The sequence below is a fragment of the Paenibacillus sp. J22FR83 genome, assembly GCF_059691955.1.
Map to the genome: position 1 here is coordinate 122,219 of NZ_JCAUAM010000007.1, position 24,719 is coordinate 146,937.

The following is a 24,719-nucleotide window of genomic DNA, read 5'->3' on the forward strand; positions in this document are numbered from 1 at the left end:
AATTATAGCATGGTGAAATTCAGGGTGTGAGAAAAAAATTTACAATTCCTTATATGAATTTTTATGATTCTTATTATTATTCTCGATTTTGAGAAATTTGCGAATGAGTCGATGAGGAAGTGGATAGTCGGCATGGGGTTTTTCCGATACGATGGGCATGTCGATACAGAGCCTTGATAACTGAGGGGCAACCCACATTGAGAAAAAGGAGAGATGACTATTGCGTACGAACCCATCGGCCGCCACGACACAGACGTCTGTTTCGCAAGCGAATCTCCGGTCGAAAAGAAGTACCTATCTGAAGCAGTGGAAACGAGGGAAATACTTATTTCTTCTCTTCCTGCCTACCTTGCTGTTTTATTTACTCTTTAAGTACGTTCCTATGTTCGGCCTAGTCATTTCTTTAAAAAATTACAATTTATTCAAGGGTGTCTGGGCAAGTGAATGGGTCGGATTCAAGTATTATAAGCTGTTCTGGGAAAATCCCGACTTCTTTAAGCTCATCTACAACACGTTTATGCTCGGGATCTACAGGCTAATCTTTGGCTTTCTTGCACCGATTCTACTGGCGCTGCTCCTGAATGAAGCGAGGCACGCGTTCTTCAAACGATTTGTACAGACGGTCAGTTATTTGCCACATTTTATCTCTAATGTTGTGGCGGCGAGCATGGTGCTCATGTTTCTTTCGCCTTCCAGTGGGATCGTCAACCACCTGATTCAAGTTTTCGGCTTTGAGCCGATTAACTTCATGGTGATGCCCGGGATGTTCCGTTCGGTGTATGTGATTTCGGAAATCTGGCAGCATGTCGGCTGGGAGACCATCATCTATCTAGCAGCCTTGACATCGATTGATCCACAGCTGTATGAGGCGGCGGAAATGGATGGCGCGAGTAGGTGGAGGAAAATAGCGAATGTCACACTCCCGGGCATTGCGCCGGCTATCGTCATCGTCTTTATTCTGAATGTTGGGCACGTCCTCGACATCGGTTTCGAAAAAGTGTTTCTTCTTTATAATCCCGCCATCTATGAGACCGCTGATATTATCAGCACGTATGTGTACCGGACAGGGATCGGTCAGGGCAATTACAGCTATGCGACAGCCATTGATTTCTTTACAGGGATTGTCAGTTTAGTGTTTATATACTCGGCCAACTGGATTAGCCGTAGAGTCGGCGAGACCAGCTTGTGGTAGAAAGGAGGTAGGCTTGATGAAAACGAAATTTGGCGTGGCTGACCTACTGATCATCCTTATACTGTTTGGGGTCGTTGCTGCAACGCTGTACCCCTTTGTTTATATGATGGCCGTCTCGTTCAGCGATAGTACGCACATTTTGAAAGGCGAGATTACGCTGTGGCCAAAAGGATTCAACGTGGAAATGTATAAAATTGTATTGAACGATCCGCGTATTTCCTCCGCCTATATCAATACCATTCGATATGTACTTGTCGGGACCTTAGTCTCGCTAATTATGACAGCCATGGGTGCGTTCGCGATCTCCAAGAAGGAGCTGCCGCATCACAAGCTGTTTACACTGCTAATCGTATTTACGATGTTTTTCAGCGGTGGTATGATTCCGACCTTCTTGGTCGTCAAAAGCTACGGTTTGGTAGACAGCCTATGGTCCATGGTATTGCCAACGGCCGTCAGTACGTGGAACCTCATCGTGATGCGAACTTTTTTCTCCGCAATGCCCAAAGAGTTGGAGGAATCGGGTAAAATGGACGGATTGACCGATATCGGCATTTTCTTTCGGCTCGTGCTGCCGCTTTCCAAAGCGGTGCTTGCCACCATCGGACTTTTCTATGCTGTTGGTATTTGGAATAACTTTTACTCGGCATTACTCTACCTGCGCAATCAGGATATGTTCCCCCTGCAAGTTGTTCTACGCAATATCGTCTTGCAGGGGCAGATCAACTCAGCTAATGTATCCAGCGTAGGCGGCGATAATTTGGTCGTTGATGATGCCTTGAAATTTACAACGATCCTTGTTTCCACCGTACCGATCCTCCTTGTGTATCCGTTTCTGCAAAAATACTTCGTCAAGGGGGTGATGATCGGTTCGGTGAAAGGTTAGTTCATATTCAGTAATAACAAGGCTGTGGGTCTAAACAAATGAAAAGGGAGATGGGTTCTATGAATAAAACAGTAAAAGGGTTGTCAATATGTTTAGCTTTGGGACTATCTATGACGGCAATCGCCGGGTGTTCGACGAGCACGAACGAGACATCGACGGCAGCGCCTTCTGCCAGTACAGGGACAACAGCTTCAGCTCCTGCGCAAGTGGTCAAACAAACCTTTAACGTGCTCAATTATTCGAATCCAAGCTGGCCGTACAATAAAGATAATATTTCCTGGAAATTAATCGAAGAGAAAACAGGCGTCTCCCTGAATGTGCAGCTGCCGTCTGGGAAGCTGGATGACGCGCTAAGTGTGACGATTGCCTCCGGCAATTTGCCGGATATGATGATGACGCAGGATAAAAAGCTAGCGGACAAGTATGGACAGCAAGGTGCCCTGGTCAATATTTTGGACTATGTGAACGAGATGCCGAACTTGAAGAAGTGGATGGAGAAGTACCCCGTTGATACACAAAATACGATTTCGTCAGATGGCAAAATGTATATGTTCCCGAATGCGGGAATCGGTGAAACGAATCGCATGATCTGGATGTATCGGGAAGATGTTTTTAAAAAGCTGGGGATTTCTGAGCCAAAAACATGGGATGAATTGTACGAGGCTCTCAAGAAAGTAAAAGAGGCTTATCCGAAGAGCTATCCGCTTTCTTTCCGAAACGGCTTGCAGCGTCTCTTGAATTTTGCTCCAGCCTTCGGTACCGGGTCGGATGTTTATTATGATTTTGATAAGAAAGAATGGCGCTACGGTCCACTGGAAGACAACTACAAGAAAATGATTACATATTTGAATAAATTTTATAAAGAAGGCCTGATACCGCCTGATTTCTTGTCGGCAGATACGAAGCTGTGGCAGGACCTCATGTCTACGGAGCGAGGGTTCGTCACCATTGATTACATCGGGCGAATTGACTTCTTCAATTCGGCATTGCGCAAGGATAAACCAGAATTCAATCTGGCTTTCATGGGAGCGCCGACTGGATTTGCAGGTGCGCCTGCCAAAAATGCGTTTACGCAATATTTGGATGAAGGCTTTATGATCGCAACATCTTCGAAAAAAATCAAAGAGATTATGAAGTTCATGGATTTCTTCTATAGCGAGGAAGGTAAAACGCTGGCCAGCTGGGGGAAAGAAGGCGTCACTTACAAAACGGAAAATGGCAAGAAGCAGTTTATTGAGAAATATGCGGATGTAGCGGACATGAGAAAGAAGACCGGTATTTCTACGGACGGTACCTATGCGTGGTTCGATTATGATGCTCATCTTTCTCTGTCTTCGCCTGAGCTCCAGAAGGCTTATCAAGAAGCGCCGAAATATGATAGTCTGCAGCAGCCGCGTCCGGCGTTTACAAGCACGGAGATGGAAACCCTCTCCCTCTCTGGGGATACAATTATGAAGAAACGCGATGAGAATATTTCTAAATTCATCGTTGGTGAACGCAGTCTGGATGAATGGCCGAAATATGTGAGTGACATGAAAGCACTAGGCGTTGATAAAATGGTGGACATTTACAAGAAGGCGTATGATCGTGCTTTGAAAAAATAAAAGGTAGAGGATCAACATTTACCCATAAATGAGAAACGCCGTTCCCCCTCAGAACGGCGTTTCTTGCTGTATTCAGATTGTTTATCTAAAATACTTCACCAACGCCTCAAGCTGCGGGAGCGGTACGCCGAGCTTACGAGTCTTAGCCAGAACATCGTTAGGGAAGTGTGCGAACGAAAGTGGACAAATCCTCCCAAACATTATTGAATAGGAGGATGGTTGCCTTACCTACGTGAGGGCTAATCACTTTCGCAACCTCTTCAAACTGATTATGATTGACACTGAGCACGATGAGATCATAATTATGATCACGGGTAAGCTCTTCGCGCATCTGAATGGGCCATCGTTCTTTCACTGCTACGCCCCCGCTTTTTCAAAGGCCCATCCATACTGTGCAGAAATGACGCCGCGGCCAAATATTAATATTTTCATAGGTAGGCTCCTCTGATTAGAGGGGATTGGATTCAAAGAGAAGTTGATGCAAGCTGTGGCGCTTTGTGCTCAGATGCCGAATAAATTGATGGAGGACTATTTCTCTACAGAAGCGATAGACGATCAGGTATTTGTTGAATTATTTAGCAAAAGCACGGGTGAGATTCGGATGGATATTCTAGGTGCATTCATTGAAAGCGGTAGGGAGGAAGGGGCAATTGATGCTTCCATTTCTACAGAGACGATACTGGTGTTTCTACAAGCTGTGGGCAGCATGCAGAGCCAATGGGGGACTGCTTCCGAATATAAGTCGAAGGCCGGTGAATTGTATAAGCTTGTACTATATGGGCTGATCGGACGTTGACGATAGGGATGGGTAATCTTGTTCTAGCATATTGCTTCATATTTTTGTATAATACCACAAAATAACAGTTTGGGGTGACATGGCGTGCAGAAGCGCTGGATTGAAATCATTGAAGCAGAATTGCTTCCGAATTTGCAGATTGCCAGTGAGCGGCCTTATGACCCGATCGTTGTATATAGTGTCCCTAAGCCGTGGCAGCTTGTCGGAGCAGGTAATTATGCGGCTGTGCTGATGCATCCAAGTTATCCCGATATGGTGGTAAAAGTGTACGCGCCAGGGCGGCCGGGCATAGAGGATGAGAAGGAAATTTATCGACGGCTGGGCAAGCACCCAGCTTATTCCGAGTGCCTGCATGCGGGGGATACTTATCTTGTGCTGCGCCGTTTAACGGGCGTCACGTTATATCAAAGTTTGCTACGCGGCATCCCGATCAAGCGTCAGGTGCTGAACGATATCGATGAAGCGCTGAAGTACGCGGTTAGCCGAGGACTGACGCCGCATGATGTACATGGCAAGAATGTGATGCAGCACAAAGGTCGGGGCTTAGTCGTTGACGTATCGGACTTCTTGAAAGAAGACAATTGCTCGATGTGGGACGATTTGAAGCGTGCGTATGATCGTTTCTATTTCCCATGGCTGCGTAGACTACCCGTTCCGGAATTCTTGCTGCACTTAGTTCGGCGAGGCTACCGGAAATACCGCAGATGGGCGCGACCTTCGGGTGAGTTGCACAAGAAGGGTATGTAGAATTGAGGTGAGGAGTTTTTATGAGCTATTTTTCATTTAGCGTGTCATTTAAAGATGAGCAGAATATTGATATCCATGATATAAATAAGTTTGAAAATACTCAGATTGATGAAATTAGTAATATTGCTAGAGAGTGGACACAAACGAGTTTAAGAGCTCAAAAGTATGGATTTGATCTACATACAATAGAGTCAGTTCATAAAGATGAAGTTCTACTGCTTAAGAATAAGATTGTTTTATCAATTCCATCAGTTGATTTGTATAAACAGAAAATTGTGAAGATCTCTTTTCATTCTGTTGAAAGAGTTCTACAAAGAATGGGCTCTAATGAGGATTCCTCATACATAAAAATAATTGAGAAGATTAAATCCACGGACTCAGTTTTAAAAGCACAATGGAAAGGTTACCCACAATTGTCTTACACATTCTTTGAAATTAAAGATCCGGAAGACTATAAATTTTCGCTTTCATTTATTTATAGGGGAAAAGGTAAGCAACAGGTAAAGCTAATAACGGTGATAAATGATGATGAAGATAGAGCTCCTGAACCAATGGAATGCAGATTATACGATAATTCAAGGTATTCTGATGTGTTTGCAAAGATGGAGGAACTATTTAAAAATGGTTGAATATATATAGGTAAGGGTTTATTATTGGTGATAATAGGTGAAAACTATATGTGGAAAGGGATGAAGAAAGAATGAGTATGATTCTCGGGAGGGCATCAGATATGGCTGAAGAAATTTCACTAAAGAGATTGGTCAAATGGGAAAATGCTGGTACCGAATACAAAATTCTTAATGTCCCTTATGAACTAATAGTTGCGGATGGGGAAGAATTTGTTGATTTAGATGTAGCGATTAAATTGGAAATGATTAAAGAATTAATGACGTTAGAGCGTATCCCACACATTGTGGATTTTGATCTAGTGGCTGATTTACTAATTAATATTTAGAATGAAAGATAGAACCTCTGATTTGTCGTCAGAGGTTTTTTTGTGTGTAATAAAACTGTCTGATATTAACAATAGAGAGAGTCATCTAAAGATTGGATAGGAGAGATCATATGGGAAATACAGATAAATTTGACATGATAGCGAATGTATATGACACGCCGGAAAGAATTGAAATTGCTAAGGTATCATCGGATGCGATTCGTGAGTATGTCGTTGATGCTAAGGGGAAGCATGCAATCGATTTCGGGTGCGGAACCGGTCTTGTTGGCATGAATTTGTTAAACGAGTTTAAGTCGATGCTTTTTCTAGATACTTCACCGAACATGATGAATCAGCTCCAGCAGAAAATTGCCCATCTCGATATTCAGCATGCAGATACGTTATGTTTTGATTTTGAAAAAGAAGGTCTATCTGATCCGCATGTGGATTATATATTCATGGCTCAGGTTCTCCTCCATATCCCGGATGTCGAATTGGTTTTATCCAGATTATTTGATGTTCTCAATGAAGGAGGACATGTGATCATCGTGGATTTTGATAGGAATGAAAAAGTAGTTTCCGAATGGGTTCATAACGGGTTTGATCAACAAGAGCTAACTAACATGATGGCGAAAATAGGTTTCAGGCATATCCAATCGAAAACGTTCTATCAGGGGAGCCAAATTTTCATGGGGCAAGATGCCTCTATGTTTATTCTTGATTCTCAGAAGTAAAAGTTGTTAAGCACACAAAGATGACTCAGTCCCAGTCGGGATTGAGTTTATTTGTATTCAATGGGTACAAATACCTATTAAATTGTCAAATTTTAAGATATTATAATAAAATATAAGTATAAAGAACTATATAAGCATGTATTTTAAAAGATACATAAGATGGCGGGGATAATTATGGGGAAGTGGACGGGCGAAACAATAATCCTTATTCCATCGCTTGAACCGGATGAGAGGCTGTTAGTCTATGTGCGGCAATTACAATCCTACGGATTTATGCATATTGTTATCGTGGATGATGGCTCTGGCGAAGAATATCAGTCTATCTTTCGAGAACTCGACGAGCAAGGCTGTGTTGTACTCCGACATATAAATAACTGTGGGAAAGGTGCTGCGCTTAAGACAGGTTTCCAGCATATAGAAAGGCGATTTGCAGAGGTTGCCAGTGTGATAACAGCGGATTCGGATGGGCAGCACGCTGCAGAGGACGTATTTCGGCTTGCAGAAGAAGCACAACGCCATCCTGAGGCACTGGTTCTCGGCGTTAGAAACTTTAGCGGGGGAGGAATCCCACCAAAGTCTTTGTTCGGGAACCGGATGACATCCATTATGTTCTCGATGCTGTACGGCAAGCGTTTATCGGATACACAGACGGGGCTTCGTGCCTTTGGACCGCAATTGCTTGCGTTCATGCAGAGGGTGAAGGGCTCGCGTTTCGAGTATGAATTGCAGATGCTCATCTCCTCTATGCGATCAGGCATACCGATCGTTACCGTACCTATCCAGACCATCTATGAGAATGGGAATGCTGGGACTCATTTTAAGGCAATTCGGGATAGTATCAGGGTGATGTCGGTTATGTTATCGAACTTCCTTCAATTTATTTTCTCTTCGATTGCCAGCTCCGTGGTCGATTTAGGGATCGCTTGGCTATTGCTTGATGTATTGAGGCCTCTGCTCTCGCAACAGGATTTTATAAGAATTGTCATTGCGACGGTTACAGCTAGGATCGTTTCCATTATGGTTAACTATCTACTGAATAGGCACGTCGTATTCCGTAAGGAGAATAGCGGAGGCAGCTTATGGCGCTATTTAACGCTGTGCGCAGCTGTAATCGTGCTTTCGAGCACCGGTGTTTATGTTTTCCATACGACATTCTATATGAGTGAGAAAATAGCGAAACTCATCTGTGATGCCTTGCTGTTCCTGCTGAGTTATCAGGTGCAACGGCGGTGGGTATTCGTAGCGGGGAGGTAGCAGCTTCGTGCAAAACGAGAAACAGCAACAAGTTATATTCATCATTACGATGATCTTAATGAGCATCTATTTGTTATGGCGGATGATATTTACATTGCCATGGGATCAAGGTTTGGTAAGCATCATATTCGGCATACTTCTGTTTGTGGCGGAGACTGTAACCGTGCTCACCACCTTTGAATTATTTCTTCAGAAAATGCAGAAGAAACGTATGGAGCTGGAACTTCCTACTGTTCCACCGGAAGAATTTCCGCATGTAGACGTGTTCATTGCCACACACAATGAGCCTGTTGATTTGTTATATAAAACCGTCAATGCCTGTACGTTTATGGATTATCCGGACAAAACGAAAGTGCACATTTACTTGTGCGACGACGGAGGTCGGGCCGAGGTTGAGGAGTTGGCCAGGCAATTTGACGTGGGGTATCTGGGCTTTCCGGGGAACAAGGATGCTAAGTCAGGTAACTTGAATAATGCGCTAAGTAAGACGTCTTCGCCACTTATTGCAACTTTTGACGCTGACATGATCCCTCAGCATACGTTTCTAATGAAGACGGTACCGTATTTCCACCTTCCCGAGTTTACTGACGATGGGACGCTCAGCAGAAGTAGAAAAAAACTGGGTCTAGTGCAAACGCCACAGAGCTTTTACAACCCGGATTTATTCCAATTTAATCTCTTTGCGGAACAGCAGATTCCTAACGAACAAGATTTCTTCTCGAGAGAGGTCAACATACTGCGCAATAGCTCCAACGCGGTGGCGTATACCGGGAGCAACACAATTATTTCCCGCAAAGCGATGGAAGAGATCGGTGGTTTCCCTCTGAATACGATCACGGAGGATTTCGAGACGAGTATTCGCTTGCAACAAGCGGGCTATATCACCTATGCAACCCAGGAAGTTCAGGCCGCAGGGTTAACGACGACGACCGTCCCGAGCATGATTAAGCAGCGTATTCGTTGGGCAAGAGGCATTATCCAAAGCTTGCAGAATACCCGCGCTATCTTTTCCGAGAAGCTAGGCTTCTGGACAAGAATTACTTATTTGAGCACATTTCTATACTGGTGGTCCTTCTTCAACCGGCTAATCTTCCTACTAGCCCCTATTTTATTCGCACTGTTCGGTTTCCAAATCGTCAACTCCGATTTTTGGCAAGTGCTGGTGTTCTGGTTGCCATCGTATTTCTTCTACAGCATGGCTATGCGATATTTATCGGGAAATATTCGGAATCAGCGTTGGAGTCAGATTATTGATACGATCTTCATGCCTTACTTAATCGTGCCAGTTATACTTGAGACTTTGTATATTCACGAAAAGAAGTTCAAAGTTACGAACAAAAAGAAAGGCGCTGCTCGAGGATGGCTAACCTCCTTGTTGTACGCGCTACCGCATATCGTCCTATTTGTACTTTCGGTGGCGGCGATCTTCCGATTCGTCTATGGGAAATACGGCCTGGCGCTCTTCTACGGGAGTATTATTGTATTCTGGCTCATTCACAATTTAATTGCGATTGGCTACGCTATTTTTTTCATGATCGGCCGCAGTGTGTATCGAGAATCCGAGCGTATTCGGGCGCAAGAGCAAGTAATCATTCACGACAAAGCTAGCAACATGCAGTACCAGGCTCAGACCGTTGACGTGTCCGAACAGGGGATAGCCCTGTATATGGTTCATCCTGTGTATTTGCCTCCACAGACAACGATCTCTATGGTAGTAAAGACGGAGCGCTACGAGGCGAATCTTGATGCCGTCATCGTCTATGTGAAAAAGGATGGAGAGGGCTGGCGTTACGCGGCATCGGTCAAGCCAGTCAGCGAGACGGACAAGCGGCTCTACATGCAAATCATTTATGACCGCAAGCATTCCTTGCCCGAGCAGATGAATCTGTGGGATACGGCTTATGATGATATGGTTCGCAATGTGCAGCGACGCGTTGTGGGGCCGTCGGCGGACAAGCGGAAAATGCCGAGGATTCCACTCGACAGAGACATTAGGTTTACCAACGGGGTTGCGTGTACGCTGCGCAGCTTTAATTACTTATTCTTTTCTGCAAAAGACTTCCGGGGGGAAATTTCGGCAGGGGATGTCCTTACCTTTTATACGGAGAGCAATCTGGAAGTCGTGTTGTTGTATACGGGGAAGATGACGGCCAATCAGCAAGACATGCTTCTCAAGGTCGAGAATATCGAAGATATTACGCGGCGTGGTTTTGTCGACAAGATGTTAGTCGATTTAAGATCCATGCCTGCCGAAAGTTCCGCTTAGTGCATTAGGAGAGATAGAGATGTCGGTGTTGATACAACTTGTGACGGGGATACTTTTGATCATCTCTTGTCTGGGATATATGTTAGGGGTTCGCAAAACGCTTTCACTACAATGGGAGTTCGTCCCGTTATTCACGTTCTCGTCGATCGCCTGCCTTGTCTTCTTTGGCGGTTTGGCAGGTCAACTCTTTGCGGTTAGCCTTGCCGTTCTAATAATAGGGCATCTAGCGTTTATATGGATTGTTATGCTATGGCTGCGTCAAGAGGTTTCGTTTCGCTTATCATTTTCGATGTTTCAGGCTTCTTTTATAGCCGTAACAATCATTTTCTTGCTCCTGCTGTTCAGGAATCCCTTGACGCATTATGATAATTTCTCCCATTGGGCTATCGTTCTGAAGGTGATGTTAAGCACGGATGCTTTTCCAACAGCGGCTTCCACACTCATTGATTTTAAGAATTATCCGCTGGGTACTTCTTCTTTTCTGTATTATGTCTGTCGTTTTGCAGGACATTCCCAACCGATTATGTTATTTGCGCAAGGATTGCTTATCTTTTCCTGCTTTTACGCTATGTTCGGGATCGTTACGGAGAAAAGGCGCTTTATGCTATACGCATTTCTTGGAGCGGGACTTTCCATGTTGTCTTTCTTTAATATAACCATCCGTATTACCAATCTATTGGTGGACTTTTTACTTCCGATTTATACGCTAGCCATCTTTGCGGTTCTCTATCGGTATCGGCACGATTTGAAGAATGCATGTATGGTTATTCTCCCGATTGCAGGACTGTTGACGATCGTGAAGAGCACGGGTATCCTCTTTGCCGCGATTGGATTCATGTATCTCATTTATGTAACCGTGACGTATAGGAGCAAGCTTGGCTGGACGTATTCACTTCTCGTTGCCGGAACGATCTGCGGTGCACTGCTGCCCTATTTCGGCTGGAGCTTGCGCATGGCGACGGTCTTCCAGGGAGTAACGAACAAATTTGCTTCTTCTGGACTTCAAGGTGCAAGTGGCGGCAAAACACCGGAACAAATGCAAGAGATTATTTCATTGTTCCTGAGGTCGAGTATAGATCTGGCAACACGGCCGGCGATGGGAATTGTCGTCTTCCAACTCGCAGCCATGCTGGCCTGCCTCTTTGCAGCAGTGGTGCTCAAGAAGAAATGGAACTTGTGGAAAGTGCTTATTGCCCTGGATATTGTGCTGTTGTTGTACTATGCAGGAATTCTAGGGTTGTACGTCTACTCGATGCCACTCGATGAGGCCATTTGGCTAGCTGGGTTTGAGCGTTACGCATCGAGTATTGTGGTCCTCTTCGTTGGCGGTCTTGTTCTATGTACGGCAGTTGATATAGAACGTTCGTTTCATTATAAAATAGGTGAGATGTCGGACTCTCGCGCGTTCAAGAGTATAAGAACCAAAGGGTTTTATCAGAATGGTATTTGGGCTTGCACGGTTTTTGCCGTCATCTTGTTGTTATCGGAATATAACGGTATCTTAACGATTGCTAGCAGCTACCAAACGGCGCTTCCATACAAAGTCGAGAAGGTTACTGGCGATCAGTGGTATGCCAATGGCCAGGTGGATACGAGCAAGTATCTGCTCTATGCTTCGGACACGAATGAGCAAGTGACCAACTATTACATGCAATATATCGGGAAGTATTACTTGTATGCCTCGAACGTGGATGGGATCTGTCTCTTCTATGAGGACAATATGGATAACCTATTGAGCGGTTACGATTATTTGGTTGTGATAGAAGGCGATGCCGACGGTCAACGATTGTTGCGAAAACATTATGGCGTTGACATGCAGGCGGGCACTTATCGCATTACTCGATCTGGGGAACAAGTTGTTCTGACGTTGATGTGAGTGAATGATTCCCTAACGTAAACGTTTATATTGAATTCATTTTTGGTATAATAATAGGAAATAGGGATAGAAAACGAGGGATACACATGTCGTATATCGTTGATTTCAAAAATGTATCTACGGTAGGCTTAGAATCTTCACCTGTCGTAGACGCGCTTGCTGGTTTACGTGCGAATGAAGCCCGTTATTTTATGAACAAATACAATCATCAATTTACGGTTGTACCTGCTAGCGAAAGCCAGGAAAATCTTGATTATGTGAACCTTATCTTGAAAGAACGTGATCTTGCTTTTGCAGCCAAACCGTTAGAAACGTCGCGCTTTCAGGTAGAAAACATCCAGTTTACCTATGTCTTCTATGAGGATGGTCTTAGCGTTAATGTGATGTATACGGTGGACGATCCGAAGAAGCGGGCCGTTGGATTCAAGCTTTCGGAGGGAATGGAGATTCCGAAGGAATTAGAACCGAAGTTCAAGTTTGCTAGGCAGAAATCGAAATTAGCTGGAACGATTCGAGGTTCGTTTTTTGTAATTAAAGGACAATATTAGATCTTCATAAAGTGTGCCAAAAGGTAGATATCTCACATGGACTGTGATATAGCTGCCTTTTTTTAAAATTGAAAAATGCAGGAAACTAGTCGAAAAGCATAGAATGTTAATAATTGGTAGATTTAGTAAGCAGGGGGAACGCATCTATGATAAATAAGTTTTTGAAAGTACTGCTCGGTCTCTTAATCGTAGTTTCAGGGTTGTTTATCGCACAGCCACAAGTGGAAGCAGCGTCTTATTCTTCTTATTGGTATCCACAAGGAAAAGTAGGACTGATGAAACCAACGATTGTATTTGAATTTGTCAACAGCGATATTACACCCGAGTTCAAAAGTTATACGATGAAAATCGACCAAGTCAAAGTAGATGCGCAGTGGGACATCGGTAGAATGGTCCTGTCGTATACGCCAACGGCCGATTTGAAAGCGGGAGAGCATACCGTTCATATTGTAATGGAGCTAAAAGAGGGTGGTTACATGCCGATTGAGAAGAGTTGGACATTTCGCGTTGACGACAAAGCCATCTCTGATCTTCCAGCAACACCTACAGCTCAGCAAGTAGAAGGCATTAAGGCGATTAACGATTACAGGGTTATGCATGGGCTCAATCCCCTTACTTTCAATAAGAACCTGACGTACGCGGCCAAGCTGCATGCGCAATATCTAGAAATGAATAAGGTCAGTGAATCTGGGGTATCCATGCACGAAGAAAATAGTAAGCTCCCCGGCTATATCGGAAGTAAGCTGTATGACCGGGGGATGTATGCGTCGTATGCAGGAAATTTCTCAGAAGACGTATCGTACAATGGGAATTCACAAACCACGATTACACAAGCTATTGACGGACTTTTCGATGCTCCCTATCACCGTACGCCGTTCTTAACCCTCGATGCCGTCGAAATAGGTCTTGATAAGCAAGGTGATTATACGGTGATTGAATTCGGATTAACGAATGAATGGAACTCACGCTTAGTCGTGTCTCCGGCTCCTGGCGATCCCTATGTTCCAATAGATTTCGATGGTCATGAGACGCCTGACCCGATACGGAACCACACCGGTACGAAATACCCTGTGGGCTATCCCATCATGGCACAGCTATCAGGAAGATTTGTTAGAGATGTCAAGTTAGTAGAATCCAAGCTGACGGATAGTACAGGTAAAGAGATTGACCTATTGGTGAATACACCCAAAGATGATGATCATTTGCAGACCGAGGTGATGTTGATTCCAACCAAGCCACTCTCCCCGGATACAGTCTACACAGCATACGTTAAATTGTCCGTTATTGAAGATAATCAACCGAAGGTGTATGAGAAGAAGTGGAGTTTTCGGACGGAGCCTATTGCTTCTGTAGGGAAAAGTATATTACATAGCGATTCTACGGCGTATTTGAAGAAAATGAGCGAGACTGGCAAGTTACAACATGTGGTTTCTTTTGGACTATCCGATAATACATTCATCTTGGATGACGTTAAGGTACCTATGAAGCAAAGGCCTATCATTAAAGAAGGCAGCTCGTACCTTTGGATAAGAGATTTGGCAGGAGCACTCGGGGCATCCGTCGAATGGGACGATAAACAGAAGGCAGCGATATACACGAAACAAGGCAGAACGATCACCCTCTTTACGACCAAAAGTGCCTATGCGCTAAATGGTGTGGAAGTCGCGACGGATTCGCCAGCTATTCTAGACAATGATTCTACGATTATCCCAGTGAGACTGCTTTCTGAAGTGCTAGGCGCTAAGGTGGACTATGAAGACCAAACACGAACGGTTAGAATTAGTTATTAGTTTAACCTCTCGTTATAAGTGAAACCAACCCGACCCGCATCAGTTGATGCGGGTTTTTGCGCAGCCATTTAAGTTCCATTAAAGGTTTGGGGTCTACGATATAGACATGAATTAGTTACACCATTGCTACTGTATCTCTAAACTAAGAATGAAAGGCGATGAGACTTATGTTGAAGAAAGCAAAATTTATTATAATTATTGCGTTAACCATAATCGTTACTTCCATGCTGACGGGCTGCGCGATCCCTATGTCAAAAGAATCGCAAGCGACAACCCTTGGATATGTGACGGAGGTTGATAAGAGTAAAATCATGACATTCGGGATTTCTGTAGATGAAACGAAATGGCAGGAGATGTTGGATAACGCGGCAGAGGAAGAATATATTCCAGCAGATATTACGATTAATGGAACGACGATCTCAAATGTCGGAATTCGTCCGAAAGGGAATTCCAGTCTCTCTTCCATTGTGCGAGATGAGACGACAGATCGTTACAGTTTCAAGATTAAGTTCGATGAGTATGTGAAGGGGCAAACTTGGCAGGGTCTTGATAAAATCGTGCTTAACAATAATTTCTCCGATGCAACGAGTCTAAAGGAATATCTATCGTATGACATTATGTCTGCTATTGGTGTCGATGCACCACTATTTGCTTTCGCTGATATTTCGCTTAATGGCCAGACTTGGGGCTTTTATCTGGCTGTTGAGGATATTGATAGTAGTTATCTTGAACGTGTTTATGATGATGCTGGCGAGCTGTATAAGCCTGAATCCGAAATGGGTGGCGGTGCTATGGGCGGAGGACAGCCGCCGAATGGTGCAAATGGGGAGCAAGGTAGCGCGCCTCCTGTTTCAAATGAAAGTGAATCCGCGGCTCCAACGATGCCAGATATGAATAATCCTGGGCAAGCCATGCCTGACCGACAAAATGGCGGAGGGATGAAGGGCATGGCTAATAACGGTGTCTCCCTGCAGTATACAGATGATCAGATTAGTAGTTATTCTGCTATCTTTGACAATGCGAAAACGAAAACAGATGAGGCCGATCAGCAGCGTCTGATTACAGCATTGAAAAATGTCAGCCAAGGCAAAGATCTTGAAGCGAGTGTTGACGTCGATGCCGTACTCAAGTATTTCGCTGCTCATACCGCCGTCGTTAATCTAGACAGCTATGTCTCCAATATGGGACACAACTACTACCTCTACGAGAATGAAGGACAAATCAGCATCCTGCCTTGGGATTACAATCTTGCGTTTGGCGGCTTTCAGTCAGGCAGTGCGTCAGCTGTCGTAAACTTCCCAATCGACACTCCTGTTTCAGGCGTGAGCATGGAAGAGCGTCCGTTGCTGGCGAAGCTGCTTGAAGTACCTGAGTATCTTGATAAGTATCATGCGTATATGCAAGAAATTATCACGAATTATTTTGCCGATGGTAAATTCGAGCAGAAGGTTGATCAGTTAAGTGCGATGATTTCGGAGTATGTGAAGAACGATCCCACAGCATTTTACGATTATGAGGAATTTGAAGCAGGAATTACCGAATTGAAAGAGCTGGGAGCCCTTCGTGCAGAGAGCATGCAAGGTCAGCTTGACGGGACAATACCTGCAACGACGGAAGGTCAGAAGGAGGATTCAAGTGCACTTATTGACGCATCGGCTGTAAATCTCCAGGCGCTCGGTTCTCAAGGTGGCGGAGGTGACCGCGGGAATATGCAAGGTGGTCAACGCCCGACGGGCAGGAAGTAATCTGTAATAAATTGCCGCAAGAGATCGTCGCTAGCCGACGGTCTCTTTTCTTTTTATGTAGCTCCTGGCGGACTGGAGTGACCAATGGCATAAAGAATGCTTGGACCTTAGAAGCAGGTAGATCGAAATGATAGGAGAGTTGACTCAAACGACGCACACCACTAGATGGTTCCAGCCTAATAAAAAGGCAATTTATTTACCAAAAAACTGATAAATATGGGTCAAGTGTCATGCTTTTGCGCTATGGAACTGTTCGTAGAGGTTCTTGGATGATCCTAGCAAGAGGAGAAAATGACTTAGGTCTTTGGAAACTGGCTAAACACATTGCGACTGGTTAAGATTGGAAACTATAATCCTATTACAAAATGCGAGGAGAATCGACATGGTCAACACGCAACAATTCGTATGGAGGAAACTACTCGTAGATTCCCGCTCATGTAAGCTGGCTGTTTTACTTGGATTCCTAGTAGTAGGGCTGGCCATTACATTGGGCTTCTCAGGCAAGGCTTCAGCTCATGGCTACATGGAATCACCAGCTAGTCGGTCACTGTTGTGCCAACAAGGGGCAAACAAATCCTGCGGCGCTATTCAATATGAACCGCAAAGCGTCGAAGGCAAAGGCGGATTCCCGGCATCAGGGCCAGCTGACGGTCAGATTGCGGGAGCGGGCAGCTATGGGGAACTGGATGCCCAATCGGCGGATCGCTGGAAGAAAGTTGAGATGAAGGGTGGCCAAAACTCATTCACTTGGAAGTTCACAGCGAATCATGTGACGAAGGAATGGAAGTATTACATAACGAAGATTGGCTGGGATTCGAATAAGCCGCTTACCCGTAGTCAATTAGAATCGAAGCCTTTCTGTACAGTGGATGGCGGCAATAGGAAACCCGATATGACAGTAACGCATACATGCCAAGTGCCGACAGACCGGACTGGTTATTATATCATTCTAGGTGTGTGGGAGATCGGTGACACGGGCAATGCCTTTTACCAGGCGATTGATGTGGATTTAACACAAGGTGGCGGCACGACGACACCTGATCCAGAGCCAGAGCCACCATTTGTGCTGCCGAACTTCCCAGCAAGTGCTTGGTGCTCTACACATACGGAGAGCAGCATAACGATGCAATGGACGGCATCAACGGGTTCCGCGGGGATTAAGCAGTATGAAATTAGCCGGAACGGCAGCGTAATCGGTACTACAGCGCAAACCGAATACACAGACAAAGGTTTGCCAGCCAACACTACGTTTACGTATACATTGGTAGCGGTGGACAACAAGGGCAATCGTTCCGGTTCTAGCGCACCTGTATCTGCCAGCACGCTGCCTGCGGTCGTCCCAGTACCGGATACGGAGGCGCCAACGCGACCGTCGGGATTAGCTGCCAGCGGCGTTACAGAGACAGCAGCTATACTAAATTGGTCAGCAGCAAGTGACAATATCGGAGTGACCAAATACGAGGTTTACCGCGATGGAAAGCTGGTTAGTACAACGACTTCAAGAACGTATGCAGATAGTGGCTTGAAGGCCTCTACCGCGTACGTGTACACGGTTATTGCCGTGGATGCAGCGAATAATCGCTCCACAGCAAGCACTGCGCTGACAGTCACGACGAAGTCTTCTGTAGTGATACCTGGGCCGGGAGAAGCTGCGGCTTGGGATAAGACGAAGATTTATTTGGCTGGTGACAAAGTCACTTATGGTGGCCTCGAATATACAGCAGGCTGGTGGACGAAAGGTGAACAACCAGATACCTCCGATGTCTGGAAGGTCGTTACCAAAGACGCCGCGCCGACGTGGAACAACGTGAAAGCATACAATGGCGGCGATAAAGTCGTCTATGCAGGGCTTACCTACCAAGCGAAATGGTGGACCAAAGGAGAGATCCCTGGCAAGGCTGGGGTGTGGACACTTATCAGCAACTAATTGAAGATAGAAAAGAGGCAGTTTCAAAAGTCTATGTAGACTTATTGAACCAGCCTCTTTTTTCGTCATTGATCCATACATAGTAAAGCGACTTCCCGTAATTTAACTGGATTTTTATACGAAAATAAGAACATATTTTCATTCTTGGGGGTGACGTCGGTAGTCGTCATGGGCGTTTCTCCATCTATTTGAAACGAATTTAGCGAATTCGGAGGATTAACTGTATTTCATGTAGTTAAATTCCTTCAATTGCATCGATTTTTCAAATACTATGGAATTTACCTGTATGTTTTCCATCTAATCACGAAAATACCTCAAATTCGAGCACATTAGCTGTAGTTTTTACATTTAATGTGATGCGGCGGTGGGACAGCCCTTTCTATATATGTCTGCGTGATCAAAACCGACAGATTGCAATAAACGCAGCTAACACGAAAAAAACAACGTTCACGCCAATTTCCCGATATTCCTTGCGTGAAACATGAAACAAGGCGCCCAGAAGAACGATTAGCGCAAGTCCAGTTGCCGCAATTGGTGTCAGGATCGGTGCCATATTCGTCGCCTGAGGCAGAATAAGTCCAATGGCCCCTATGAGTTCAACGATCCCAATCCCGACAACGAACGCTTTTGAGACATCTTTTACCCAACCCCAAGAAGACTTCGCCTGTTCATATTGAAATGCCTTCAACCAGCCGGAATAGACAAAACCTAATGCTGCAAGACCTTGAATGATCCATAGTGCGATATTCATGAATGGTGTAGCCTCCTTATTACTTTTCGACAACTCTACAGGTATAATAAACGCAAGTATTCATTTAAGGAAGTAGGCACTAATTCTAAACAGAGTAAATAAAAAGTTACCTAACAAAGGGAAGTGTAATTTTATATGAAAGAGTATTGTAAATTTGAATCTGCGCTAGATATTTTAGTAGGAAAATGGAAACCCGTCATTCTGCTTCAGCTCATTTCAAACGGCACGATGAGGTTCAGTGAGCTTCAAAAAGCGATACCGGATATTAATAAAAAGATGCTTACCCAACAGTTAAGAGAACTCGCGTATAACGATATCGTGCATCGTGAAGTGTATAATCAAGTCCCTCCGAAAGTAGAATATTCAATTTCCGATTACGGTAAGGGCTTAAGTAAAGTTCTTCAACCTTTGAATGATTGGGGTGCGGCTCATATCGAGCATATGAATAAATTATACGGAGAGGATCGTCCGAAGTAATGTAGCTTAATCAAATCTATAGGAATAAAGACCTATTCGCCCACATGCCCTCGTGTTATAATTTGGATAAACTTGAGGCGGGAAGCATGGTGAATACGTTGAAGACATATCTAGGGCAAGTCATTCTAGTTGCATGCTTAGTAGTTGGTTTACTGCTTAAGCTGCCACACAGTTCCAATGCGATTGTCGTACCGCAGATTATAGCGGTGGCATCAGCAACACCAGATGGTGCCTATAAAGCTGGCACTACGATTATAATTTCAGTGAAGTTTAACGGGGCAGTAACTGTCGAAGGTTCCCCATCAATTGCGCTGAATAGCGGAGGAACAGCTCCATATTCCTCAGGCAGCGGAACGGATACACTCCTCTTTACTTACACACCGCAATTAGGCGAGAATTCACCCAATTTGGACTGGTCAGCCGAAAATGCTCTCGCGTTAAATGGCGGCAGCATCACGGACTCTTCCAATGCCACACCTGCCATTCTAACAACTACCCTACCCGCACTGGGCGCTATTAAGAACATAGTGATCGACACCATAGCTCCCGAGAAGCCCGTTATTACGTTATCGACGACACTACCAACGCATGAAGTAACTGTGAGTATTAACTATCCGCCAGATACGGTGACAACAGAATATCAGCTATGGGGAGATAATCGTTCGACATACGCTGGCCCTTTCAGTTTGACCTCTAATCGAACGATTTCGGCGTATGCCATGGACACGGCAGGCAACACATCCGAGACGGTGGTAGGGATTGTAAATATAGATACAACACCACCAAATGTGCAGGCTAAAATTAAAGGGAATGTACAAGCAACCTATTCAAATGTGGTTAAGCTAGAAATGACGAGCCAATCTACGGACGTCAGTGAGATGCAATTCTCAGATGGAAGTGACATTTGGTCCGAATGGGAACCCTATGATTCGTTCAAAGTTTATACGTTGCCGTCAGGCACAGGACTGAAGACCCTCAATGTTAGGGTCAAAGATGCTGCGGGCAACCTCAGCGAAGCATATCCGGTATCGATTACCTTATTACCCTCGAGTGAAGGGATCAATCTAGCTTTATATTCGAGTATGACGGGTTATCCGCAGGTGACTGCGTCGTATACATGTTGCGGACATGGTGAAGATGATGGACAGCGAACGGTCAATGGTGTGTTCGATTATTCAGATGGCGCGCACGATAGATGGACGAACTACGGTGGCAATGCAGTGGATTCGTTGTTTTATGATTTAGGTGAGTCCAAACTATTTAATCAAATCAACTTGTATCTCTTTGACGACGGGGGAGGTGTGCAGCTCCCATCTAGTTATGATGTGTACTATTGGAAGAATAACGAGTGGGTCAGTCTGCCGAATCAAGTTAAAGATCCTGTAAATCCCACTGGTACGAGTAATAAGGCGGGGGCTGCCAAGGAAAACACCTTGAATACAGTCAAATTTAATCCCATCTCAACCAACCAAATCAAGGTAACTATGCATAATGGAAGTGCCTTTACGGGTTTTGTTGAGTTAGAAATTTATTACCATGTCACAGCGGCGGATCAAACTGCAGCGGCACCCGTTATAGCAGCTATCGATAACTTACCTCATCCGGACGCTGTAAGACTATCAGACAGTGTAGCTATTCAAGCAGCACGTGCTGCATTCGAGGCGCTTACAGAGAGTCAGAAAGCTTTGGTGACTGGAATAGATCATTTAATCCAAGCAGAAATTGCTCTGCATGAGCAAGAAGGGATGTTAACAGATCTATCCGTGGAATCAGCTTTTAGCAATAGAGCGGGAAATGAAGTTACGTTGAAAGTGGCATCCCCGTTGGATATGGAATATGCATTGGCAGCAGATCTCTTTCACATCCATGCAAATGGTGAAGAAATAATAGTTGCAGAAGCTTGGTTTGATTACAGTGATTCGAGTTATCGAACCATTAAACTCATGCTCTCCACACCTATACAAGCTGATGCAACGACAGTTGCTGTAGATATAGGCCGTGGAGCGTTACGGACTCATCTACCTACATTAAATAACCTGATTCCTGATAGACAGATCATTACGTTTAAATCAGTGGATGTTATAGCGGATGATCAGATTACTATCGAAGATATAGCTGCAATCGCTAGTCGTTCAGAATGGCATAGGGATGTTAATCGAGACGGCGTCTTTAATCGTGATGATGTGAAAATTCTGCTAAGTCAAATTCAGGGTCTAGCTGAACCTAATTACTATACGGATTAGTTCTGTTCTGAGAAATGAGGAAAACCCACTCCCGTTCGTATATTGACGAGAGTGGGTTTATTTTTTTGTTAAGTAATCAAGCTGGATTCACATGATATCGTCCCTTAGGTATGACCAAGGGGGAACCCGAAACGGGGTCTGCGATTACCGCGCTATCCAGTCCGAAAATATCTTTGACCAATGTGCTGGTAATGACTTCTGAGGGTGCTCCCTCAGAGACAAGCTTACCTTGATACAGTGCGAAAATATGATCTGCATACCTCGCCGACAAATTAATATCATGAAGGACCATGACGATGGTAGTCCCATGTTTCCGATTAAGATCGGTGAGGAGGTCAAGGATCTCAACCTGATAAGTAATATCTAGAAAGGTTGTTGGCTCATCTAGAAATAAAATGTCGGTTTGTTGCGCCAGAGCCATCGCGATCCAGACGCGCTGTCTTTGCCCTCCGGATAGCTCATCAATATTAGCGTTGGCAAGCTCAGTAATCTTCATGATTTCCATGGCTTCGGCTACTGCTTCATAATCTTTCTTCGTCCAGCCACTGAATAACGCTTGATGCGGGAATCGGCCTCGTCCCACTAGATCGGCAACGGATATACCTTCCGGTACAATAGGAGATTGCGGCAGTAGTCCTAGAACACGAGCTAATTGTTTAGGCGGAATTTTATCAATTTGTTTTCCATCAAGGGTAATATTTCCCGATTCCGGCTTAATAAGTCTGGATAATGTCTTAAGAAGCGTAGACTTCCCACAGGCATTTGCGCCAATAATCACGCTTATTTTATTACTAGGGATAACTAGACTGACGCCTTGGATGATCGTTTTGTTATCATAGCCCGAAACAGTTTGATCGGCTTGAAAATGGTGTGTCGGCTTCATTATAAATCTCCCTTTCGATTCATTCGGATTAGCAAGAAGATCAGATACGGTGCTCCGAGAATTCCGGTAATGATGCCTACGGGGAATCTGGTTTCGAAAGCGAATTGCCCGATGAGGTCTGATGCTAAAACTAAACAAACGCCTACTAGACCCGCCGGAATGACGTTGGAGAAACCAACCCCGACTAATCTTTTTGCGATCGGTCCCGAAAGGAAAGCAACAAAGGCGATTGGACCCGTTGTAGCCGTAGCAAGAGCAACCAGAAAGACGGCACTTAGAATAAGTGCAATTCTTGTCATGTCTGTGTTTACACCGAGTGTAGTGGCCGATTGTTCACCAAGTTCCAGGAGACTCAGATGTTTGCCGAGCACGACAAGGAGAGGCAAGAAGATCAGCACCGTAATAATCAGAGGCGGGAGCTCATACAGTTGGATACCGTTGAGACTGCCGGTCAGCCATCTGAACGCAGCGGGAATATCTTGCTGTGCGCCCACTAGTAGCAGATAGGATATAACAGAGTCCAGCATGGCTTGGATGCCGATGCCGATTAGAATTAATCGGCCAATCGAGAATATTTTTCCACGGGACAATAAATAAATGATCAGAACAGTAGCCAGTCCCGCAATAACGGAAGCAACGGAAACAAAGGTGCTGTTCGCATGAAGGATGAGTATGCAGAACACGGCTGCCGCACTCGAGCCAGCGGTAATGCCGATGACATTCGGGTTGGCTAGCGGGTTGCGCAACATGGTCTGAAAGGTGTTCCCTGCGATGCCGAAAGCAAACCCGGCAAAAAGACCGGCTAACATCCTCGGTAAACGTACGGTATTAATCGCAAAGGATACGCCTTGAAGCTCTTCTCCCATCAGCACAAGTAGGACATCTTTCACTGGATAAAAAGTAGTTCCTAGTAAAAGCATGGCACAACAAAGTGCCAAGGAGAGCAGGGCAAGTATGCTAGTAACAAGGATCCACCGACGGCGTCTTTGGCGTCTTCCCGCCATAATAAATGCAATAGATGTATTTGTCATAATGAACGCACTTTCGATTTCATCGCTAGAATGATTAGTATAGGAGCTCCAATAAACGCAGTGACGACACCGACTTCAAGCTCTCCAGGGCTGCCTACTAGCCGGCCGATCACATCGGATATAGTCAGGATGATGGCCCCTGAAAGGGCTGACATCGGAATAACGAAGCGCAAATCGGGACCAAGGATCAGGCGAATGACATGAGTCGAGATCAGCCCGATAAAGCCAATGGGCCCAGCGAGAGCAGTCGTTGCACCGCATAATATAACCCCTGCGAAGGCTGCAATAAAGCGTAATGTACCTGTCCGGATGCCTAACCCGGTCGCTAATTCATCTCCCAACGCTAACGCATTGAGTGCGGGGCCTGAGATTATACTGACCAATATGCCGATGATCAGAAATGGGGTAAAGGTAGCAACAGCGTCCCAAGTAGCTGATCCTACGCTGCCAACTGACCAGAATCGGAATTGATCCATGACATAAGAGCGTGGCACCATGATCGCACTGACCAATGAAGAAAGGGCAGCGCTTGTGGCAGCCCCGGCCAGGAGAAGCTTAATGGGCGTGGCGCCGCCACGCCCCATGGAGCCAATACCAAATACGAAAATTGCAGTAATTGCCGCCCCCGCTAGAGCCAACCATATATATTGATTTGCCGTTGATATGTTTAAGAAGGCAATGCCACAAACGACAAATAAGGATGCGCCTGTGTTAACCCCAAGTATACTCGGATCGGCAATCGGGTTACGCGTGACTGCTTGCATAAGCGCGCCAGAAACACCGAGTGCTGCCCCACAAAACAAACCAAAAACGGTTCGTGAGAACCGTTTTTGAACTATGCTTGCCCCGTAGGAGTCGACATTTGGGTGAAATATACCATCAAGTACATCTTGTAATTTTACCACTCGAGAACCAAAGGCCAGGGATGAAATGACGCAAACGACAAGCAAGATTAGACAGATTAGTAGTACTAATACAAAATGCTTTGGCATATGCGAGTTTAGTTGTGTGCTGTCTGAAACCGATGAACGATTCATG

At 45.0% G+C, this 24,719-nt stretch carries 22 protein-coding genes; 17 read left to right on the top strand and 5 right to left on the bottom strand.

From position 1 onward, the window contains the following. The first annotated feature begins 298 nt into the window (after nucleotides 1-298). The 3 genes from AC58PV_RS14335 to AC58PV_RS14345 are packed head-to-tail and all read left to right on the top strand — an operon-like array spanning nucleotide 299 to nucleotide 3,679. Nucleotides 299-1,192 carry an ABC transporter permease gene (locus tag AC58PV_RS14335; RefSeq protein ID WP_068667049.1) on the top strand — a complete coding sequence of 298 codons (894 nt, stop codon included), beginning with the start codon at nucleotides 299-301 and terminating at the stop codon, nucleotides 1,190-1,192. A gap of 16 nt (nucleotides 1,193-1,208) precedes the next feature. After that, on the top strand, nucleotides 1,209-2,075 hold the full coding sequence (locus AC58PV_RS14340) for a carbohydrate ABC transporter permease (RefSeq protein WP_497432900.1): 867 nt from the start codon (nucleotides 1,209-1,211) through the stop codon (nucleotides 2,073-2,075). A 59-nt stretch (nucleotides 2,076-2,134) separates the two neighbouring features. Next, nucleotides 2,135-3,679 carry an extracellular solute-binding protein gene (locus tag AC58PV_RS14345; protein ID WP_497432901.1) on the top strand — a complete coding sequence of 515 codons (1,545 nt, stop codon included), beginning with the start codon at nucleotides 2,135-2,137 and terminating at the stop codon, nucleotides 3,677-3,679. A gap of 157 nt (nucleotides 3,680-3,836) precedes the next feature. Here the strand turns inward: AC58PV_RS14345 and AC58PV_RS14350 are convergent, their stop codons facing one another. Further along, complete coding sequence (locus AC58PV_RS14350) at nucleotides 3,837-4,034, bottom strand: hypothetical protein (RefSeq protein ID WP_497432902.1); 198 nt, start codon at nucleotides 4,032-4,034, stop codon at nucleotides 3,837-3,839. A 123-nt stretch (nucleotides 4,035-4,157) separates the two neighbouring features. On the opposite strand from AC58PV_RS14350, the gene AC58PV_RS14355 reads away from it, so the two are divergent. From AC58PV_RS14355 to AC58PV_RS14410, 12 genes are all read left to right on the top strand, one after another. Continuing rightward, a complete protein-coding gene (locus AC58PV_RS14355) occupies nucleotides 4,158-4,475 on the top strand; it encodes a hypothetical protein (protein WP_497432903.1) in 318 nt (105 codons plus the stop codon). Nucleotides 4,476-4,559: 84 nt separating this feature from the next. Next, a complete protein-coding gene (locus AC58PV_RS14360) occupies nucleotides 4,560-5,222 on the top strand; it encodes a serine/threonine protein kinase (protein WP_497432904.1) in 663 nt (220 codons plus the stop codon). A 20-nt stretch (nucleotides 5,223-5,242) separates the two neighbouring features. Continuing rightward, nucleotides 5,243-5,851 carry a hypothetical protein gene (locus AC58PV_RS14365; protein WP_497432905.1) on the top strand — a complete coding sequence of 203 codons (609 nt, stop codon included), beginning with the start codon at nucleotides 5,243-5,245 and terminating at the stop codon, nucleotides 5,849-5,851. A 101-nt stretch (nucleotides 5,852-5,952) separates the two neighbouring features. Next, complete coding sequence (locus AC58PV_RS14370) at nucleotides 5,953-6,177, top strand: hypothetical protein (protein WP_497432906.1); 225 nt, start codon at nucleotides 5,953-5,955, stop codon at nucleotides 6,175-6,177. 110 nt (nucleotides 6,178-6,287) lie between these two features. After that, nucleotides 6,288-6,890: a class I SAM-dependent methyltransferase gene (locus AC58PV_RS14375; protein WP_497432907.1), complete on the top strand. Its 603-nt coding sequence runs from the start codon at nucleotides 6,288-6,290 to the stop codon at nucleotides 6,888-6,890. A 174-nt stretch (nucleotides 6,891-7,064) separates the two neighbouring features. Next, nucleotides 7,065-8,144: a GtrA family protein gene (locus AC58PV_RS14380; RefSeq protein WP_497432908.1), complete on the top strand. Its 1,080-nt coding sequence runs from the start codon at nucleotides 7,065-7,067 to the stop codon at nucleotides 8,142-8,144. A gap of 7 nt (nucleotides 8,145-8,151) precedes the next feature. Further along, nucleotides 8,152-10,410: a glycosyltransferase family 2 protein gene (locus AC58PV_RS14385; protein ID WP_497432909.1), complete on the top strand. Its 2,259-nt coding sequence runs from the start codon at nucleotides 8,152-8,154 to the stop codon at nucleotides 10,408-10,410. Nucleotides 10,411-10,429: 19 nt separating this feature from the next. Beyond that, a complete protein-coding gene (locus tag AC58PV_RS14390) occupies nucleotides 10,430-12,286 on the top strand; it encodes a hypothetical protein (RefSeq protein WP_497432910.1) in 1,857 nt (618 codons plus the stop codon). 86 nt (nucleotides 12,287-12,372) lie between these two features. After that, a complete protein-coding gene (locus tag AC58PV_RS14395; protein ID WP_497432911.1) occupies nucleotides 12,373-12,834 on the top strand; it encodes a DUF8821 family protein in 462 nt (153 codons plus the stop codon). A 146-nt stretch (nucleotides 12,835-12,980) separates the two neighbouring features. Beyond that, the gene (locus AC58PV_RS14400) at nucleotides 12,981-14,624 is read left to right on the top strand and encodes a stalk domain-containing protein (protein WP_497432912.1); all 1,644 of its coding nucleotides are present in this window, start codon (nucleotides 12,981-12,983) and stop codon (nucleotides 14,622-14,624) included. Nucleotides 14,625-14,791: 167 nt separating this feature from the next. Continuing rightward, complete coding sequence (locus AC58PV_RS14405) at nucleotides 14,792-16,369, top strand: CotH kinase family protein (RefSeq protein ID WP_497432913.1); 1,578 nt, start codon at nucleotides 14,792-14,794, stop codon at nucleotides 16,367-16,369. A 382-nt stretch (nucleotides 16,370-16,751) separates the two neighbouring features. After that, nucleotides 16,752-18,296, top strand: a complete 1,545-nt coding sequence (locus tag AC58PV_RS14410; protein WP_497432914.1) for a lytic polysaccharide monooxygenase — start codon at nucleotides 16,752-16,754, stop codon at nucleotides 18,294-18,296. Nucleotides 18,297-18,693: 397 nt separating this feature from the next. Here the strand turns inward: AC58PV_RS14410 and AC58PV_RS14415 are convergent, their stop codons facing one another. Then, the gene (locus AC58PV_RS14415; RefSeq protein WP_497432915.1) at nucleotides 18,694-19,047 is read right to left on the bottom strand and encodes a DoxX family protein; all 354 of its coding nucleotides are present in this window, start codon (nucleotides 19,045-19,047) and stop codon (nucleotides 18,694-18,696) included. A gap of 135 nt (nucleotides 19,048-19,182) precedes the next feature. Between AC58PV_RS14415 and AC58PV_RS14420 the strand changes: the two genes are divergently transcribed. Then, entirely contained in the window at nucleotides 19,183-19,524 is a 342-nt protein-coding gene (locus tag AC58PV_RS14420; protein ID WP_497432916.1) for a winged helix-turn-helix transcriptional regulator, read from the top strand. 86 nt (nucleotides 19,525-19,610) lie between these two features. After that, the gene (locus tag AC58PV_RS14425) at nucleotides 19,611-21,767 is read left to right on the top strand and encodes a discoidin domain-containing protein (protein ID WP_497432917.1); all 2,157 of its coding nucleotides are present in this window, start codon (nucleotides 19,611-19,613) and stop codon (nucleotides 21,765-21,767) included. Between the two features lie 76 nt (nucleotides 21,768-21,843). Here the strand turns inward: AC58PV_RS14425 and AC58PV_RS14430 are convergent, their stop codons facing one another. The 3 genes from AC58PV_RS14430 to AC58PV_RS14440 are packed head-to-tail and all read right to left on the bottom strand — an operon-like array spanning nucleotide 21,844 to nucleotide 24,718. After that, on the bottom strand, nucleotides 21,844-22,650 hold the full coding sequence (locus AC58PV_RS14430; protein WP_497432918.1) for an ABC transporter ATP-binding protein: 807 nt from the start codon (nucleotides 22,648-22,650) through the stop codon (nucleotides 21,844-21,846). Then, complete coding sequence (locus AC58PV_RS14435; RefSeq protein WP_497432919.1) at nucleotides 22,650-23,681, bottom strand: FecCD family ABC transporter permease; 1,032 nt, start codon at nucleotides 23,679-23,681, stop codon at nucleotides 22,650-22,652. Before AC58PV_RS14435 ends, AC58PV_RS14430 begins: the two co-directional genes overlap by 1 nt. Further along, nucleotides 23,678-24,718, bottom strand: coding sequence for a FecCD family ABC transporter permease (locus AC58PV_RS14440; RefSeq protein ID WP_497432920.1), 1,041 nt, complete (start codon nucleotides 24,716-24,718; stop codon nucleotides 23,678-23,680). The genes AC58PV_RS14435 and AC58PV_RS14440 overlap by 4 nt, the downstream gene beginning before the upstream one ends. Between the last annotated feature and the right edge of the window lies 1 nt (nucleotide 24,719).

Coding starts and splice junctions, on each gene's coding strand:
- AC58PV_RS14340 (WP_497432900.1), top strand. CDS start 1,209: ATGAAAACGAAATTTGGCGTGGCTGACCTACTGATCATCCTTATACTG.
- AC58PV_RS14345 (WP_497432901.1), top strand. CDS start 2,135: ATGAATAAAACAGTAAAAGGGTTGTCAATATGTTTAGCTTTGGGACTA.
- AC58PV_RS14355 (WP_497432903.1), top strand. CDS start 4,158: ATGCAAGCTGTGGCGCTTTGTGCTCAGATGCCGAATAAATTGATGGAG.
- AC58PV_RS14365 (WP_497432905.1), top strand. CDS start 5,243: ATGAGCTATTTTTCATTTAGCGTGTCATTTAAAGATGAGCAGAATATT.
- AC58PV_RS14370 (WP_497432906.1), top strand. CDS start 5,953: ATGGCTGAAGAAATTTCACTAAAGAGATTGGTCAAATGGGAAAATGCT.
- AC58PV_RS14375 (WP_497432907.1), top strand. CDS start 6,288: ATGGGAAATACAGATAAATTTGACATGATAGCGAATGTATATGACACG.
- AC58PV_RS14380 (WP_497432908.1), top strand. CDS start 7,065: ATGGGGAAGTGGACGGGCGAAACAATAATCCTTATTCCATCGCTTGAA.
- AC58PV_RS14390 (WP_497432910.1), top strand. CDS start 10,430: ATGTCGGTGTTGATACAACTTGTGACGGGGATACTTTTGATCATCTCT.
- AC58PV_RS14395 (WP_497432911.1), top strand. CDS start 12,373: ATGTCGTATATCGTTGATTTCAAAAATGTATCTACGGTAGGCTTAGAA.
- AC58PV_RS14400 (WP_497432912.1), top strand. CDS start 12,981: ATGATAAATAAGTTTTTGAAAGTACTGCTCGGTCTCTTAATCGTAGTT.
- AC58PV_RS14405 (WP_497432913.1), top strand. CDS start 14,792: ATGTTGAAGAAAGCAAAATTTATTATAATTATTGCGTTAACCATAATC.
- AC58PV_RS14410 (WP_497432914.1), top strand. CDS start 16,752: ATGGTCAACACGCAACAATTCGTATGGAGGAAACTACTCGTAGATTCC.
- AC58PV_RS14415 (WP_497432915.1), bottom strand. CDS start 19,047: ATGAATATCGCACTATGGATCATTCAAGGTCTTGCAGCATTAGGTTTT.
- AC58PV_RS14420 (WP_497432916.1), top strand. CDS start 19,183: ATGAAAGAGTATTGTAAATTTGAATCTGCGCTAGATATTTTAGTAGGA.
- AC58PV_RS14425 (WP_497432917.1), top strand. CDS start 19,611: ATGGTGAATACGTTGAAGACATATCTAGGGCAAGTCATTCTAGTTGCA.
- AC58PV_RS14430 (WP_497432918.1), bottom strand. CDS start 22,650: ATGAAGCCGACACACCATTTTCAAGCCGATCAAACTGTTTCGGGCTAT.
- AC58PV_RS14435 (WP_497432919.1), bottom strand. CDS start 23,681: ATGACAAATACATCTATTGCATTTATTATGGCGGGAAGACGCCAAAGA.
- AC58PV_RS14440 (WP_497432920.1), bottom strand. CDS start 24,718: ATGAATCGTTCATCGGTTTCAGACAGCACACAACTAAACTCGCATATG.